General features: G+C 56.8%; 15 protein-coding genes. 9 read left to right on the top strand and 6 right to left on the bottom strand.

What is annotated here, in order from left to right:
- Nucleotides 1-20: 20 nt before the first annotated feature.
- Complete coding sequence (locus PW947_RS13685) at nt 21-383, top strand: helix-turn-helix domain-containing protein (RefSeq protein ID WP_299632859.1); 363 nt, start codon at nt 21-23, stop codon at nt 381-383.
- A gap of 230 nt (nt 384-613) precedes the next feature.
- On the opposite strand, the gene PW947_RS13690 is transcribed toward PW947_RS13685, so the two are convergent.
- Complete coding sequence (locus PW947_RS13690) at nt 614-1,222, bottom strand: hypothetical protein (protein ID WP_299632860.1); 609 nt, start codon at nt 1,220-1,222, stop codon at nt 614-616.
- Between the two features lie 187 nt (nt 1,223-1,409).
- Here PW947_RS13690 and PW947_RS13695 point away from each other — a divergent pair, with 187 nt between their 5' ends.
- From PW947_RS13695 to PW947_RS13705, 3 genes are read left to right on the top strand one after another with little or no spacing between them, the layout of a single operon-like run.
- Nucleotides 1,410-1,811, top strand: a complete 402-nt coding sequence (locus PW947_RS13695; protein ID WP_299632861.1) for a hypothetical protein — start codon at nt 1,410-1,412, stop codon at nt 1,809-1,811.
- Nucleotides 1,808-2,800, top strand: coding sequence for a tyrosine-type recombinase/integrase (locus PW947_RS13700; protein ID WP_299632862.1), 993 nt, complete (start codon nt 1,808-1,810; stop codon nt 2,798-2,800). Before PW947_RS13695 ends, PW947_RS13700 begins: the two co-directional genes overlap by 4 nt.
- 45 nt (nt 2,801-2,845) lie before the next feature.
- Nucleotides 2,846-3,700 carry a nucleotide-binding protein gene (locus PW947_RS13705; RefSeq protein WP_299632863.1) on the top strand — a complete coding sequence of 285 codons (855 nt, stop codon included), beginning with the start codon at nt 2,846-2,848 and terminating at the stop codon, nt 3,698-3,700.
- A gap of 305 nt (nt 3,701-4,005) precedes the next feature.
- Here the strand turns inward: PW947_RS13705 and PW947_RS13710 are convergent, their stop codons facing one another.
- From PW947_RS13710 to PW947_RS13730, 5 genes are all read right to left on the bottom strand, one after another.
- On the bottom strand, nt 4,006-4,236 hold the full coding sequence (locus PW947_RS13710; RefSeq protein ID WP_299632864.1) for a hypothetical protein: 231 nt from the start codon (nt 4,234-4,236) through the stop codon (nt 4,006-4,008).
- A gap of 108 nt (nt 4,237-4,344) precedes the next feature.
- Nucleotides 4,345-4,701, bottom strand: coding sequence for a hypothetical protein (locus PW947_RS13715; RefSeq protein WP_299632865.1), 357 nt, complete (start codon nt 4,699-4,701; stop codon nt 4,345-4,347).
- Complete coding sequence (locus PW947_RS13720; RefSeq protein ID WP_299632866.1) at nt 4,691-4,957, bottom strand: hypothetical protein; 267 nt, start codon at nt 4,955-4,957, stop codon at nt 4,691-4,693. The genes PW947_RS13715 and PW947_RS13720 overlap by 11 nt, the downstream gene beginning before the upstream one ends.
- A gap of 411 nt (nt 4,958-5,368) precedes the next feature.
- Nucleotides 5,369-6,094 (bottom strand): hypothetical protein, encoded by a 726-nt coding sequence (locus PW947_RS13725; RefSeq protein ID WP_299632867.1) that lies wholly within the window; start codon nt 6,092-6,094, stop codon nt 5,369-5,371.
- Nucleotides 6,095-6,546: 452 nt separating this feature from the next.
- Nucleotides 6,547-9,039 carry a DEAD/DEAH box helicase gene (locus tag PW947_RS13730; RefSeq protein WP_299632868.1) on the bottom strand — a complete coding sequence of 831 codons (2,493 nt, stop codon included), beginning with the start codon at nt 9,037-9,039 and terminating at the stop codon, nt 6,547-6,549.
- A gap of 695 nt (nt 9,040-9,734) precedes the next feature.
- Here PW947_RS13730 and PW947_RS13735 point away from each other — a divergent pair.
- From PW947_RS13735 to PW947_RS13755, 5 genes are all read left to right on the top strand, one after another.
- Nucleotides 9,735-10,085, top strand: coding sequence for a hypothetical protein (locus tag PW947_RS13735; RefSeq protein WP_299632869.1), 351 nt, complete (start codon nt 9,735-9,737; stop codon nt 10,083-10,085).
- Between the two features lie 357 nt (nt 10,086-10,442).
- Nucleotides 10,443-11,015, top strand: a complete 573-nt coding sequence (locus tag PW947_RS13740; protein WP_299632870.1) for a recombinase family protein — start codon at nt 10,443-10,445, stop codon at nt 11,013-11,015.
- 43 nt (nt 11,016-11,058) lie between these two features.
- Entirely contained in the window at nt 11,059-14,436 is a 3,378-nt protein-coding gene (hsdR, locus tag PW947_RS13745) for a type I restriction-modification system endonuclease (protein ID WP_299632871.1), read from the top strand.
- Nucleotides 14,437-15,903, top strand: a complete 1,467-nt coding sequence (locus tag PW947_RS13750) for an N-6 DNA methylase (RefSeq protein WP_299632872.1) — start codon at nt 14,437-14,439, stop codon at nt 15,901-15,903. It begins immediately after the preceding gene.
- Nucleotides 15,900-17,255 (top strand): restriction endonuclease subunit S, encoded by a 1,356-nt coding sequence (locus tag PW947_RS13755; protein WP_299632873.1) that lies wholly within the window; start codon nt 15,900-15,902, stop codon nt 17,253-17,255. The genes PW947_RS13750 and PW947_RS13755 overlap by 4 nt, the downstream gene beginning before the upstream one ends.

A 17,255-nucleotide genomic window follows, 5' to 3' on the forward strand; every position in this document is an offset into this window, starting at 1 on the left:
AATTTTGGCGGGGATGGCACATGGCAACCAATATTGTTCGAAAGCCGGCTCTCGACCTCGAGGGCATAGTCAACCGGCTGAAGGAAAATCCGGACGTGGCGAAATTCAGCGTGGAGGTCGACAAGCGCCATGGGGGCGTCGTTCGCGTCTCGGCCAGTCAGACGGACGGCTTCGTGAAGACGCAGACCCTATTAGGGAAAGGGCTCAAGCAACTTTCGGTGTTCGACCCGTCCGCTGTCACGAAGCAGGAGCGTCGCGAACTGATCGGTACGCTCCACGACAGCGGTAAGGGCATGACACAAAACGAGATCGCCACGACGCTCGGTGTTTCTCAGTCGCTCGTATCTCTCGAGCTCCGTAAATTGAAGTCTCAGATCGACTAATGTGGAACGGCGACGCATCCGACAGGCACCCTGGAGCGCGATGGTATTGAGGGAAGACACTGAGAACCTTCTGGATGGTACGGCGACCGAGTTGCACCTCATGAAGAGGCGCGGTCAATGATCCCTGAAGTACTGCTATGGCAGCAAAAGTAAAGGCCTCCAGATGGAGGCCTTTACTTTTGCTGCCATAGCTTAGCCACGCCTGCTAAACATAAGCTAGCGGGCTCAAACTACTTCGCATTGATCCTGTCCAGAATCTTCTGCCCGTCGGGTGCGCCCGACATCGTCCTCAGAAAAACCACGTTGCGGCCGAGAATCTTCCGGATCTCTGCCGCCGGCAGCGGTGACTCCAGCCGCACAAAGTCTGAGAGCTGCTGGTAATGGCACTCATCAACGTTGCCCTGATGGTCGGTCTTGAGCGTCTTTCCCGTTCCCATGCCGAACGCGACGATGCCCTTGCCATTTTCGTAAAGGAACACGACGTCGTTCTTCTGGATACGGTCGATGTTGAACTTCCACGGAGCATAGAACGCGGCGGCGACGCCTTCCTTGAGCATGCGATCGTGATCCTCGATGTGGTGGCGCTTGTTGGTGTTGAGGATGTGAAAGTGGCTCGCGCCCTCGGCGCCAGGCTCATCTGCGTCTAGCTTCATCAGACCTATGGCTTCACTGATCCCTGCCTTGATCAGTTGCTGCATCAGATCTTGCCGGGTGACAGCAAGCTGTTCAGCCAGTTCTTCGATGAATGAATGCTCCTCGGGGGCGAGGCGCACCGTGCTCGCAATCATTTCTTTTTTTGCGGTCTGGGCCCGCTGGATCATGCCTGCCAGTTCGCTCATGGTTTTCTTCTCCTGTTGTTGATGTGCAGCCATTCTGCAGGAGAATCACACAAGATGCAACAGAGCATCAAAAAATAATCTCTTCAGATTTTCCGTAAATTTAAAATTGACGCATCACTGACGTTCGTGGAGTACCAATTTCTTATATGTATGATAAGGCCCTTTATCACATATAGCGGAGTACGAGATGGGTGCTCAATGGGACGCAGTTCAGGAAGCTGGTAGCGCAGCTAAAGAAGCTCGCAACGCGATGGAGGATGCACAGAAACGACTTGCATCTGGCTTTGGCGGGTTCAAAGCCGCTGACGGGGAGCTTGAAAAGATCGCGGACGCGGCGTTTGGGCCATCCGTCGACCGTGCGTACGCCGCCGGCCGAGGCGATGACATTGCTACGGACATCGATACGTCGGCTCGCGGCAAAGCGGTGGCAGACGTCGTTGTCGCAGTGACCGATAAGGAAACCCCACTGATTGGCCGGGAGCCGTGGGATGCGATTGAGCGGCGCATGGCTGATGTCGTCAGAGACCATCTACAAGCCGCGTACGAGAGGGGCAAAAAGGACGGCCTTACGAGCGCACAAGCAAAATGAGCCGGCTAGCGGTTCCGGCGGGAAGATCGACGGTCCCTGCGCTGGTGGCTGAGGCGGGCGAGCGCGCCGGAATCCGCTTTCTCGAATTCTTCGCCTCCAACGTTCGTAACTGGAACACGCGCCGAGCCTATGCGCATGCTGTGAGCGAGTTTCTCACCTGGTGCGCCCAGGCGGGCGTGCCGTCGATCACCGCGGTGCAGCCGCTGCACGTGGCCGCCTGGATCGAGCTGCAGACCCAGACTCACTCTGCACCGACCGTCAAGCAGCACCTGGCCGCGATCCGCCACCTGTTCGACTGGCTCGTCATAGGTCACGTCGTACCGCACAACCCGGCCGCATCGGTGCGCGGGCCAAGCCACGCTGCGAAAAAGGGCAAGACGCCAGTGCTCGATGCGACCGAGGCGCGGCAGCTGCTCGACAGCATCGACGTGAGCACGCCGGCAGGCCTGCGCGACCGCGCGCTTATCGCGCTGATGGTGTTTTCGTTCGCGCGGATCGGGGCGGCGCTCGCGATGCGCGTTGACGACGTCTATGTGCAACACCGGCGGTCGTGGGTGCGCCTGCGCGAGAAAGGCGGCAAGCGGCATGAGATGCCGTGTCACCACACGCTCGAAGCCTACCTGCATGCGTACCTCGAGGGCACCGACATCGGCGGTGATCCGAAGGGAGCGCTGTTCCGCACGGTCCGGCGCGGCACCGGGCAGCTTAGCGAGACGCCGCTGCCGCAGGCGAACGCCTACGCGATGGTACGGCGTCGCGCGATCGCAGCCGGCATCGGCACGAAGATCGGTAATCACACTTTCCGCGCGACCGGCATCACGGCGTATCTGAAAAACGGCGGCACGCTCGAGAATGCGGCCACGATGGCCAACCATGCGTCGACCCGAACCACCCAGCTATACGATCGGCGACACGACGACATCAGCTTGGACGAGGTGGAGCGGGATTCGGCTGTAATATTGGAGCCCGGTTTATCAGCCAATGACTAACTCCATGGCTTGTTCGTTCCTCGTATAGTGGTTTAGGAGTCAAATTTGATAACTACGCGCAAGCCCCAGGTTTTTATCGCGTCCTCGGTCGAGGGCCTGCCGGTTGCGGACGCCATTAACGCAAACCTGGATCACGACACGTATCCCACCTTGTGGCGGGCTGGAACATTCAAACTCGGATCCAATTCGCTTGACGATCTCGTGGAAAAGTCGTCGGCTGTTGACTTTGCGGTGTTCGTGTTCACACCCGATGATGTGGCAACTATCCGCGACGAGGCGACGCAGGTAGTACGCGACAACGTGCTGTTTGAGCTGGGCCTGTTTATTGGCTCCCTTGGGAAGGAGCGATGCTATGTGGTCCGACCTCGCGGCGTCGACATGCATCTGCCGTCTGATCTGATCGGGGTGACCACTGCAGATTACGCAACCGATCGGCCCGATGGTGATCTGGCTTCAGCTCTGAATACAGCTTGCAAGCTCATCAAGGACGAGATTGCGCGGCACGGGCCCATCTCAAAAGAGTCGTCACCACAAGTTGCAAACAATCAGCGGCACGTTGCCAATCCACCTAACTACGAACTGAACCACGTCGATCTGAGCTTTCTGGCCGAGTGCGTCGTAAGTCGCACATCCGACCCCCGCGGCCTGTCCTATAACTATGTGGTGTCAAGTCTCCAGCACAACGGTGTTGCTCTGCGCCTCAGCGCAATCAAGCTGACAAGACTCGGACTCGTTGAGCAGGCGGTCGAAGAAGATCACGATGGCGAGGCTTACTACGTGTATCTGATCACAGAAAGTGGCATCGACGTGCTGATGAAGAACGAACATCACTTTCAGAAACCCAGCCCAAGCGGAAAGCGAAGTGGTTTTGAAGAGATGGACGATTCGGTTCCGTTCTGAACAGTCGGCCACGTTTGTCAGAACGGGCCGACGCGTGAACCAGTAGATCGGCCATTTTTTTGGGGAGCGTACGGATGATCGTCGGAAGTCGACCCGAAGCTGATATTTGCGGTCAATCGTAGTATTTGGTGGCTTTCGCTCCGACTTGGGACCGCCGAGTGATACTGTGGTGAGGCCGGTACTACAGTCAGCAAACCCTCGTAAAACAGCTCATTCCTGCATCTTCGTACCGATGGCGCGGCGACGACCATTCTCGCGTAAGCGCACAGGCCGTGGTCAAAGAGGATCGCCGCCTTGACTGGGACTTAGGTCGGCGTTCTCTTGCGTTTATACGCCTCGAAGTTGGCTTCATCGAACAATTTCTCTCGATGAACCTCGGTATGGCTAGCTTGATTCAAATTTCTGCCCTTGCTCGGATTCAGCACATCCTCAGGATCAGTATGAATTTCTTTTGGATTCGCATGATGAAAGGCAAAGCCTCGTTCGAGCGGTTCGCCCGTTAATTCGTCCGTGCTGATGCCACGCGCATTTTTCATCTTTGGCAGTTCTCGAGCCGTGAATGCGTCGCATTGCCTTCGAAGGCCTTGTGCTTGAGGCGAGTCAGATATTGCTATCACGGTGTCTCTGGCATGTTGAAGAAGCGCCTACTTGTCGGCTTGCCGTACCTCCTGTGCCTTCTTATCGAGTAACCCCACGACAGCGGAGCTATGAGCATAACTTTCCCCACCGAAATTTCGCTTTTCTTTATCCGGGATCTGATTTTCGTAGATATACGCCGCTTTTGCCCTTGTAACTCGAAAAAGTGAAGTAAATGCTTTCTCGTTCACATATCCGACGCCATTCGTTCCAAGCTTAACAAGATTTTCTGCGCAATTTTCTATAGCGTTGTACTCTTCTGCCGGCACCAAACCATTTCGACGCGCTGGGCGGTCAAATTTTTTATCCACGTCCTTTAATACAACAGGTAACCGGCTTTTATTTTCTTCTTCATTACTCGGCATGGTAACCCATCCTCTCATAGATTGAGTTGAGTTTGGCCACGGCATCGGTAGCATTGGGATGAGAATGGTGATCCGGATGGAGCTTCTTTATAAGCTTTGCGCGCCATTTTTTCGCTTTTTTCTCTGATTCGTACAATTCTTCCGTGATGTCCAGCAATTTCTCGCGCAATTCCATATCGGTGTAAAGTAAGGCGAAAATCAGCATTGATTGTTCGTCACGGAAGAACCCAATCAGCTCGTCGGTGTTTTTTTTCATCGTATAAATATCGATTTGAAGTCCAGTATCCAGAGAATGGGCGATGGCTATTAACGCTTGCTGATCAGTGCCTACATTCCGCAAAATGATGTTGACATCTTGGTTAAGGAGTGTCGGTGGGGCGCAAGGACCTTGCAACGATCAGCGTAAATTCGGGCCCACGCAAAGACTATGCGCTGCGCGGCCACAGCCGCCGTTGCGCGGGCAAGTGTCTTACAAAGATACAGATGTCGCCGGATACCGAATCCCCTAGGTCGGCCACTGGCCGCTTACTGGGCGAGACGGAACGGACACTGCTCTACCTCTTGGAGACTGGGCACGATTTAGAGCCCCCAAAACCGAACGGCATCGATGCGCCAAAGTGAAGTTACGACATTACCACATGAGGAACGGAGGCCGAGGTTTTCTGAGTTATCGGGGGCAACTACAATCATCGTCGCGTCTCATACGGGATCTTTTCTCAAAAATCTGATCCACTTTCTTTGCGAACGTCCAATTGGCCAATTCGTTTTGCTTTTCTTCGAATTCGGTTAGGTGAGCCCAATAGTCTCTATGGTGAGCCTTATTCGGGGACTCGATAATGTCTTCCAGTATCGCCGCCAACTTCTCGAGTGCATGTTTTCGTCGGTAAAGTTCGACGATGGTGTGCGATTCGATTTCTTTAGTGATTTCTTGGTTTATCGCAGTATTTTCGCGATTCAATGCAACGCACCACTGTCCGTGTGCCAGTTTATTTCTCAAAACACTAGGATCGAAGATGTATCGCTCGATCATCATGCGAAGTTTTTGAGAAACATTTGCACCATGATTGCTTTTTGCGCCTTCAACGCGTTTGAGCGCGAGTTCAGCACACTTCACCCAACCCGCCGTAACTCCGTCAGCGTTGGCGGCACGCTTTACTTGCTCAATCTCATCAATCAACAACCCATGTGGCGTATGTATAAGCTTTGAAAAAAGCGATTCGGCAAGCGCACAGTAAATTAGTGCAAGCGTCTTGGTCATCACCTCGACCGATTTATCATTTTTCTGAAGAATGAGCGAATTGACTTGTCGATTTATATGTTTCCAAGCCCGCTCAAGTTCTCGCACATTGGTCGTTTGAGCTTCGAACACGGAAACCCGTTGATGTTCATCCATTAGACGCTCTCAAGGTGGGCAAAGGACACTCAGTAGAAGTGTCCTTTGCCCACCCGGAATCGAACCGGGATCTCCCTTGCGGGAAGTCTTGCCAAATTAGACTGACAGGCCCGTGGAAATTAGATCATATTTGATTGGACATTGGAAGTATCTGACATGCAGACGGTGCCGGCGTAGCGGCGATCGTGGTCTTGAGTCAGTATCGATCTCAAAACCCGATTGCCGGTATCGGAAAGGAGTGTTTGCCGACCGCCGTCGATTGAGCGCCTCTTGCGACGAACGAATGGTCGCCTACTGAGCAAGACCCGACAGTCAAATGTCGGACTCACTCTGAGCCAGAACGACGCCTCATGGCCGATTGCGGCGTCCTAATGCCCGATACAGAATACGTTCGACAATAGAGGAGCGCAGGTTCTCCCGCGTTCCGCCATCAGTCTTTCCCGGTAGTCCGACTAGCGAAGCTTTCTACCAAACTTGGCAAAAAATTGTTCGTTCAGAAGGCCAAATGCCTGCAGTTGCGCATGGATATTGTCAGGTGTTGCGAAGAGCGGCCCCTCCTGAGCGACCTTATTCAGGAACTGTACAAGCGCCGTCCCGATCTTTTGACAGTCTTCTCCGGTGACGATCCGTGTCCCTTCCGGGTACAACGCATCATGGTCCAGTTCCGTGACCTTCGCTATGACGACTGGTTGAATTTTGTCAGCGTACTGGGGATAGTGTCGCTTCACCCATTCCACACTGACAAGCATCTGTCCTGCATCCTTCTTGTGAAGCGATTTCTGGTTCTCATTCTTGGCTTCGATGACGTAAGCCGCTCCATTAAGCAGCCAGAGGCAGTCAGGTCCTTCACTGAATTCCGAGTCAGGCGCGCTCGCATCCGCGCCGATCAGCCTCCCCAGTTCGAGGAATCCCGCCTCGACGGTGCGGAAGTTTCCTCCCAAATCGAGCTTGGCGACGATCCGCTGAGCTTCGACGACAGCGGCAGTAAGCGGGTTGAACTGCGAAACCCAGAGCGCCACCTTCTGCGCAGTCGTTTTGCTTCCCGCAGAAAGGACTTGGCGTGGAAGCTCCGGCGGCATCGAAGTGGCGTAGTTTTTGAGACGTGCAGATTGCTGGAGCTTCATCGATTCGCCCGGGTCAATCTGATAGGTAATCCTAGCGAGCCGCTGCAGGTAGATGCCCAGTTCCTCCTCTTGCAGTGCAACGTCGTTCATGGCTTTATGCAGACGGGTCTTGCCATCCATCGCGCGATTGGTTGCCGCCAGAACATATGCGTCGCGCTCCGCCAGCGCCAGCGCAAGGCGTGACTCGTCCGCCTTAAACGGAGCGTGAGCGACATTGCGGATCCTCTGGTTGTAGAATTTTTTCCAACCGTCGTTCCGCTCGACGCATTGCAACACCAGCGAGCGAACCGTCGCGCCTGGATCTGCATGCTCCTTGCGCGCGATTTCCGCCAATTCGACTGAAAGCTTCAGTTGGTTACGCGTGTCGGCCGTCATCGCTTCAAGCGCATCCTGCCGCCCGACGAGCGCTGTAAGATCGGCGCCCGCGAGGAGGACCGCGGCGAAATCCTTGTGTGAGCGCACCGCACGCCCCATCCCTTGCTCAATACGGTAGATGGTCCGGTTTCGCGCACCGCGTGCACTTCCGGTCATGCGGGCATCCATTTTGTCCGCGAGGCTTTCTCCATAAGGCGTTCCATCTATCACAAGAACACGGCACGAATCGTCAGGCAGATCGACGCCATCGTAGCGCTGCGCGAAAACTGCGAAACGCATGCCGGAGCTCTTGCTCTGCAGTTTCTGGACTCCATCCGAAAACTGTTCGTTCGGGAAAAATGTGGCGCCAACGTTAATCCAGTCTTTCGCAAGGCGATCACTGGACGTCAAAACGACCACGTTGTACGACTTGGACAGATCGGCACACAATTTCATTACATAGGCTCGATCCAGGGAGGGATCGACGAGCGAGGGAGCGAGCACCATCCGCTCGCCGAGGCCGCGATCTGATGGCGGCATGATCGGTAGTTGTGCAGCTTTCGCATCCACGCCGATCTCACGCACCAAAACGGAATCGTCCGCAAGCGTTGCGGACATGAAAAGCCGATGCGCGGCCTTGTCGTACGGCCGAACCATATCGACGGGTGGAACTTCTGGAACGATTTCCGCTCCATGGTTTGAGAGAATGCAGCGGCAAAGTGGCAGACGGTCCCGCAAAAACGGCCACACCAGCGCGAACTCGTCTGTGGCGGCAAACGAGCTTAATGCCTCCACGAGTTGCTGCCGTGCATCCGACCAGATCCAATGCGGCACCTCCAGTAGAGCGGGGGTTTCCCCCTGCAAATCAGCCCAGATGCTTTCGTGGTAGGCCTTACACCGGGTCTCAAGGATCCGCTTGAGCTCCACGAAGGCCTTGTCCCTGATCTTCAGGGTGAACTGTTTGCGAATCGCCTCGACACCGGCATGTGCGTCGTCAAGAACAACGGCGTTTGCGACGAGGTTCACGTCCTGACGCATAAATGTAGTTCTGGCATTGAACATCTTTTCATACGTGCATACGATGATCGCATCTCCGCGTACGCACTCAGGCGCAGGGATGGGCGCGCCACCACCGTAATGGCGCGCCTCAATACCAAGACGCTGGGCTTCCGCGAGGACTTGGCTGACGAGTTGAGTCGTCGGGCACAAGTAGACGGAAGGCAACTTCGAAATCTTCATGTGGCCGTAAAGGAACAACAGGCCGACAGTGGTCTTGCCTGCGCCCGTACTGATCTTCAACACGATGTCCCGCTCGGCGTGGCGGATCGTGAGATCCCTCAACGCCTCCCGCTGCGCTGGTCGTGGCTCAGTGTGGGTGCCCTTTGCATCCAGTCCCGCGTAGAACGCCTCTAGATCGAAGTTGATCTCGTCTTCTTTCTTATTCAAATAATCTGTGAAATCAACCATTTTTTTACCTTTTGCTCGGCTCGCGTCACGACGATAGCGCGCGGACAGTCTTGGATGAATGGGAAGCGTGATTCAAATCGACTTGAAGCTCCCCGCCAACAGGCACGAATCTATCAAAACCGAGAGGCTTCGTGTTAGCTGGCTTGTTGTCAAATTAATCTTTAGTTTGCCGGCTGTGGCTCAGTGCTCGCTCGACCGTGACGCAAGTACGCCGCGACGACGGCGCGCCCCGTTAGCCCCGAAGAGGAACGGATGAGCTCGCGAACTCGTGCGCTGGTTGATGGGTTGCCTGCAGCCATTCAAACGGCAGGGTTTCCAGATGGCCGAATGGCGGATTGTGGCCCGGACTGCGCCTGACGGCGGGCGGTCGCCGTCGGTAATCGCGTGGCTGGTTTTGCTGTCGGTGTTACGTCAACCCGGTCAGTACCGGCCTAGCGTACCTGCATAAGCGCCGGCGATCTAAGGTCAACCAGACGTGGTACTTTGAATTGGGTGTGCGGGACTCGAACCCGAACACATCCTTGCTGCATAAGGCCCTGCGGGTGCAGTACGCAAAAAACTGTCATTCGTGGGCATGGGATGGATTACGATTACACTCGCTGCGCCTGATGGGGGGATAGCTCAGACGGGAGAGCTCGGCGTTCGCAACGCCGAGGTCGAGAGTTCGACCATCCTTCCACCACCAAACACGGTTCATGACCATAGGCCCCGAACTGGCTGAAGAACTGCGGCGGATGGCCCTTATCAAAGCCGACCAGCGACGGCAGAAAGCCATCTGGCAGGAGCTGCGCGAGCTGCGTGCCAAGCTGCGCCCGATTGATCGCGCGTGGTCCGATACGCGGCTCGCCCTAAAACAATATGAGTGGGACTACACGCACGTGGTCCCGCAACTTCAGGAGCGAGAGGCCCAGCTGTTGGATGCGATACGCCCGTTCCTCCGGCAGATTGACGCTCTGGAGAAGGAGGCCCGGCGGCTGGACCGCAAGATACGCAAAGCGCAGGCAGGTCCGGCCGGATCGAGCACACATACGCCTGCAAGCCCTTGAGCTTGTCTATTTGCCGTTGGTCATCCGGCAACCCCGAAAACGCGGCTCGCAACCGGTCCGTCGAGGTCTGTATAGGCGGGGGCCATCAGCCACGCCCTGTTTTATCAATAGCTCTCGCGGCGAGAAAGCGAGGCGCACCGGCTACGAAGAACGGGTGCGCCCGTGTCCCTGTGAATCTATTTCATCTTCGGCTTGCTTGACGTCGCGCCCTTACGTTGCACGAGATCAGAGGCGGCGACCTGCTAGTCCAGAAAACGGTGGTTTTCTATACACGTCAAAAATACTCATGCCGGGCTATCGCAACCGCAATCATCTCGTTAATATACTCGTCAACTTTTCAACGTCCCGGTTGTGTCAATGAATCAGCGGATCGGCTACGCGCGGGTCTCAACGGAGGACCAGCATTTAGACCTGCAGCGTGATGCGCTTCAGCAAGCTGGTTGCCGTGTCATTTATGAGGAGGCGGCGAGTGGCAAGAGCGCTGCGCGCCTTGAGCTGGAGCAATGCCGCAAAGCCCTGCGCAGCGGCGACACGCTGGTGGTATGGCGTCTGGATCGGCTCGGGCGCAGCCTGCCTGATCTCGTGCAGATCGTCGCCGAGCTGGAACGTTCGGGAATTGGCTTCGAGAGCCTCACCGAGCAGATTGAAACGAACAGCGCTGCGGGCAAGCTGGTCTTCCACGTCTTCGCAGCTCTTGCAGAGTTCGAGCGCGGTCTGATCCGTGAGCGCACCCATGCCGGGCTTGCGGCAGCGCGTGCCAGAGGCCGCTCAGGCGGTCGCAAGCCCAAGCTAGGGGAGAAGCAGGTGCGCGAGATCAAGGCGCTGCTACGTGACCCGGAAATACATGTTGCCGACGTGGCCCGACGCTACGGCGTTTCCCGTACCACGCTCTACAAGCATGTCGGCGTCGTTGCCCCGCGGCACCCATGACCATCTTTGCGCATAATCACTTGGTAATGGACTGGGGGAAACGTTGGATTCGTTGAACTTCGGTTTCTTGGGACCGCACAATAAACAATTAGTGACCCTCGGTGGCCTTGCGGAGAGCTACTTCCCTAGCGATCCCTCTACAGCGATCGTCAAGCTGCGCCAGTTTGCTGAATTGATGGCGAAGCTAGTCGCTGCCCATCACGCTGTTTATCGTGATGAGCGTGAAACATTCGAAGAAACTTTGCGGCGTTTGTCATATGACCGCCTGATACCAAAAGAAGCCGCTGATATTTTTCATGCCCTGCGGAAGGCCGGCAACAGCGCCGTGCATGAAGCGACGGGCGACCACTCTACCGCTCTTACCACGCTGAAGCTCGCTTGGTCGCTCGGCATCTGGTTTCACCGGACCTATGGCCGCGCTGCGAACTTTCGGTCGGGTGCCTTTGTGCCGCCGCGCCAGCCCGTCGATGCGACGGTTGCGCTGCGCGAAGAGATTGAAAAGCTCAGGCAAAGAGTAGCGGAAACTGAGGGAGATGCGGCTCGCGCTCGCCTTGAAGCCGAGGAACAGGCTCACGCACGTGAGGCGGTAGAAGAGAGATTGGTGCGCGAGGCGGGGGAGCGTGCCGTTTGGGAGAAGATCGCCCAGGACATTGATGCCGAGAAGGCAGAGGTCACAAGCAAGCTCGCCGCACTCCAAGCCGAGGCGGAAACCGCCCCTCGCGCCGAGGTTGCTCAATTGGTGGAACGGGGTGAAAAGGCTGCGGTAAAGATCGACCTCGACGAGGCGGAAACGCGCTCGCTCATAGACCAGCAACTGCGCGACCGCGGATGGGAGGTAGATACTCGCGACCTTCGATACAGCAATGGTGTTCGCCCAGCCAAAGGCCGTAATCTCGGCATCGCGGAATGGCCGACGGTTAATGGTCCAGCTGATTACGCCCTGTTTGTCGGCACCACCCTAGTCGGCGTTGTGGAGGCGAAGCGGCAGCGGAAGAACGTGTCCGCTGCGATCGACCAGGCTGAGCGCTATTCAAACGGTATCAACGACAGCGTCGATTTCAGTTATGCCGGTGGCCCCTGGGATAAGCACAAGGTGCCATTTGTGTTCAGCGCGAATGGACGATCCTATCTCAAGCAGATTGAGACTGAGAGCGGCATCTGGTTTCGCGATACTCGCCGCGCCGCAAACCATCGCCGTGCATTGGTCGACTGGCCGACACCGGAAGGCCTGATCGGTCAGCTTGAAGTCGATCAGGATGCTGCCCACGCCGCCCTGCAAGCTCAGCCATTCGAGTTCGGATTTCCGCTTCGCCATTATCAGGAAAGTGCGATCCGCTCGGTCGAAGCAGCCTTGTCTGCTGAGCAACGCGCTGTCCTGGTCGCGATGGCAACCGGCACCGGAAAGACCAAGCTCGCCATCGCCATGCTGTACCGCTTGCTGTCGGCTAAGCGCTTCCGGCGCATCTGCTTCGTGGTCGATCGCAGCGCCCTTGGCGATCAGACTGAGGGAGAGTTTTCGACTACCAAAGTCGTATCCGGCAAGACGTTCGCGGAAATATTCGGCCTCAAGGGTCTGGGAGACGTGACGCCAGACGTGGAAACCAAAGTCCACATCTGCACGATCCAAGGCCTAGTGAAGCGCGTGCTGTTCGCTGCCGATGGAACATCGGTGCCACCCGTTGACCAATATGACCTGATGGTCATTGATGAATGCCATCGTGGCTATCTACTCGATCGCGAAATGTCCGATGCCGAGCTGAGCTTCCGGGGGCAGGACGATTACGTCTCTAAATATAGGCGTGTGCTGGACTATTTCGACGCGGTAAAGATCGGCCTGACCGCCACTCCCGCGCTCCATACCACCGATATTTTCGGCGATCCGGTGTTCACCTATTCCTATCGCGAGGCAGTGGTCGATGGCTTTCTGATCGACCACGAGCCGCCGATCCGCATCGAAACCGCGCTGGCGCGTGCCGGTATCAAGTTCGAGAAGGACGAGGAGCTGGAGCGGCTCAACACCCGGACGGGCGAAGTCGATCTGGCTCATGCGCCAGACGAAATCCGTTTCGAGGTCGAGGCATTCAACCGGCAGGTCATTACCCCGGAGTTCAATCGCGTCGTCGCGGAGGAGCTGACGCGGCACATTGATCCGGCGCTACCCGGCAAAACGCTGATTTTCGCCGCCACCGATGCCCATGCGGACATGGTGGTCAGCGCCATCAAAACCGCATTCGCCGAGGCCTATGGGGAGATTGACGACGCGGCTGTGAAGAAAATCACTGGCAGCGTGGACAAGGTGAAGAACTGGATTCGCTCGTTCCGCAATGATGCCAATCCGCAAATCGTGGTGACGGTCGATCTGCTCACCACCGGCATCGATGTGCCGAAGATCACAAACCTCGTGTTCCTGCGCCGGGTGAACAGCCGCATCCTGTATGAACAGATGATCGGCCGTGCGACGCGGCAGTGTCCGGAAATAGGCAAAGAGGTCTTCCGGATTTTCGACGCCGTCGATCTCTATCCGCACCTCCAGAACATGACCGACATGAAGCCTGTCGTCGTCAACCCGTCGATCAGCTTCGCCCAGCTTGTCCGGGAAATGACGGAAGCTGAGAACGATGAGCAGCGGGAGGCCATTCGCGAACAGCTCGCCGTGAAGCTGCGGCGCCGGATCAAGAAGCTGGCCGACGAAGCAAGGCAGCAGTTCGAGGCTGAAGCGGGTGAAACGCCAGAGGCTTTGCTACAACGGGTCATGTCCAGCGATACATCGAGCCTTGCCGCCTGGCTGAAGGGCCGCGCCGCGATCGGCCCGATCCTCGATTGGCAGGCTGACAGCGGTTATTCCGGCTATGTCCCGATTTCCAAGCACGCGGATCAGGTCGTCGATGTGTCGCGCGGTTATGGGAGTGCCGCTAAGCCAGAGGATTTTCTGGACAGTTTCGCCGCTTTCGTGCGCGACAATATCAACACTATCGCCGCGCTGAAACTCGTCGTGCAGCGCCCTCGTGATCTGACCCGCACCGATCTGAAGGAATTGCGCCTTGCCCTCGACTCCAAGGGTTTTTCCGACGCCAATTTGCGACGTGCTTGGGCCGATGCGCGCAATGAGGAAATCGCCGCCTCGGTCATCGGCTTCGTCCGGCAGGCCGCGCTGGGGGACGCCCTAATTCCATATGAAGACCGCGTGCGGGACGCGATGCGTGCGATCATGGCGAGCCGCGCATGGACAGATCCGCAGAAACGCTGGCTCAAGCGGATCGGTGAACAGATCGAAAAAGAAATCGTGGTGGACCGGGCCGCCATCGACAAGGAGCCGTTCATCGCCGATGGCGGCTTCAATCGCCTTAATAAAGTGTTCGGCGGCGAGCTGGAAAGCATCCTCGCCGGGATTAATGAACAATTGTGGAAGAAGATCGCGTAAATGAGCACCACCACTGATATTGTCGCCAAGCTCTGGGGCCTGTGCCACGTCCTGCGTGACGATGGTGTCACATATAACGAATATGTGACGGAGCTGACCTACCTGCTGTTCCTCAAGATGCTGGAGGAAACCGGCAAGGAGGAGCGTCTGCCGGAAGGGTGGCGCTGGGGCCTGCTCGCCAAACGCGAGGGCTTGGAACAGCTCGATTACTACAAGGCGATGCTGCTCGAACTCGGCAAGGCGAAGGACAAGCTGGTCAGCGCGATATTCATCGACGCCCAGACCCGTCTGCGCAAGCCGACTAACCTCAAGGCGCTGACGTCGAATATCGATCAGCTCGACTGGTTTTCCGCCCGTGAAGAGGGGCTGGGCAATCTTTATGAAGGCCTGTTAGAAAAGAACGCGGCCGACAAGAAATCCGGTGCGGGGCAGTATTTCACGCCGCGCCCGCTGATCGACTGCATCGTGCGCCTGATGCAGCCGCAGCCGGGCGAAGTGATCCAGGATCCCGCAGGGGGAACGGCGGGGTTCCTCGTCGCCGCCGATCGCTATATCAAGGACCATACCGACGACCTGTACAGGCTGACCGAGCAACAGGCCTTCTTCCAGCGGCACAACGCCTTTTCCGGCGCGGAACTGGTGCCCGACACCCATCGCCTGAGCATGATGAACCTGCTGCTACATGGCATCGAAGGCGGGATGGAGAATATCGACACGCTCTCGCCCGATGGTGAGGCGCTGCCCAAGGCCAATCTGATACTGACTAATCCGCCGTTCGGCACCAAGAAGGGGGGCGGTCGTCCGACCCGTTCCGATTTCTCGATCACGGCTGATACGTCCAACAAGCAGCTTGCCTTCGTCGAACATATCGTGCGCGCATTGGCCCCTGGCGGCCGCGCCGCCGTGGTCATTCCCGATAATGTGCTGTTTGAGGATAACACCGGCCGCCGCCTGCGCACCTGGCTGATGGACCTATGCGACCTACACACCATCCTTCGCCTGCCGACCGGCATTTTCTACGCGCAGGGCGTCAAGACCAACGTGCTGTTCTTTCAGCGCGGCAAGGGTGATAAGGGCAACACCAAGACCGTCTGGGTCTATGACATGCGGGCGAACATGCCCGCCTATGGCAAAACCCGCCCGCTTACGCTTGGGGACTTCGCAGATTTCGAGGCCGCCTATGGCACTGATTTCAATGGCAAAGCCGAGCGGCAGGATCAGGGCGAAGACAGCCGCTGGCGCAAGTTCGACCGTGCGGCTGTTGCCGGTCGCAACGATAATCTGGACATAAGCTGGCTTCGGGATACCGAAGCAGAGGCAGAAGAGGCGCTGACCGAACCGGAGGACATTGCTGCCGCCATCATTGGCCACTTGAAAGCGGCGTTGGAGGAGATCGAAACGGTTTCGGAAGAGTTGGAGCCGGATAGTACCGAAGAGGTTGCTTCAATTGCGGAGACGGCGGAATGAGTTTTTCTGCATCGATCGAAGAATTGGTGACAAATTCCAATTCAGGACTTTTGGGACTAGCCGCTCATTGGTCGCGTATCGCATTAGAAGATGTAGCAGCTATTCTAAATGGTTATCCGTGGAAATCTTCCGGGTTCAACACGGAAATTGGCGAGCCCGTCATCCGTATCAGGGATGTAACCGCAGGGCAAACCAAGACCCGTTACCTCGGTGACGTAGTCAAAGGCTACTGGATCGAGAATGGTGACTTTTTAGTCGGCATGGATGGCGACTTCAACTGCCGCATTTGGGCGGGTGGTCGTGCTCTGCTAAATCAGCGAGTGTGCCGCATCTCGCCAGATGAGCGGTATTATCTAAAGTCATTTCTTTCCTATGCCCTGCCTGGCTACCTTAAGCTCATCAACGATGAGACACACTCAATCACTGTCAAACATCTCTCGTCACGCACTCTGGGAGAAATTCCGCTCCCGCTGCCATCGCTCCCTGAACAGCGGCGGATCGTGGCGAAGATCGACAGTCTCACCGGTAAATCCGGACGCGCCCGCGACCACCTCGAGCACATCCCCCGCCTCGTCGAGAAATACAAACAGGCCATTCTCGCCGCCGCCTTCCAGGGCGATTTGACGCGTGAATGGCGAGAGGAACAAGGTTTGCCAGAGCCACGCAGTATCATGCTTGGCGACGTGGCCGAGGGGTTCAACTATGGCTCAGCCGCGAAATCTGCAAAAGTGGGGCGCGTGCCGGTTCTCCGCATGGGGAACATTCAGGACGGCAAACTCGACTGGGCGGACCTCGTTTTCACTGACGACGCTGCCGAGATCACGAAATACAGGCTGAAAGAAGGCGATGTGCTGTTCAATCGCACCAATAGCCCGGCGCTGGTCGGCAAAACCGCGCTATTTAGCGGTGAACGCGAGGCCATATATGCTGGCTATCTCATCAAGGTGCGGTGTAAGTCGGAACTGCTACCAGCGTTCCTGACATATTGCCTCAATGCGCCAAACGGCCGCGCCTATAGCTGGGAGGTCAAAACTGACGGCGTGAGTCAATCGAATATCAATGCCAAGAAGTTGGCCGCATTCCGCTTCGATCTTCCCTCAACGGAAGAGCAGGCGGAAATCGTTCGGCGTATCGAAGTAGCCTTGTCTTGGGTCAGTCGCATCACGGTTGACGCTACGAGCGCCCGCAAGCTAGTCGATCGCCTCGACCAAGCGTTGTTGGCTAAGGCCTTTAAGGGCGAACTGGTTCCGCAAAACCCAACCGACGAACCCGCTAGCGCTTTGCTCGAACGCGTACGGGCAAAACGTGCTGCTGCGCCGAAAGCCAAGCGCGGCCGCAAGGAGTCCGCCTGA

The organism is Paraburkholderia sp. (assembly GCF_028283785.1).
Lineage (GTDB): Bacteria > Pseudomonadota > Gammaproteobacteria > Burkholderiales > Burkholderiaceae > Paraburkholderia.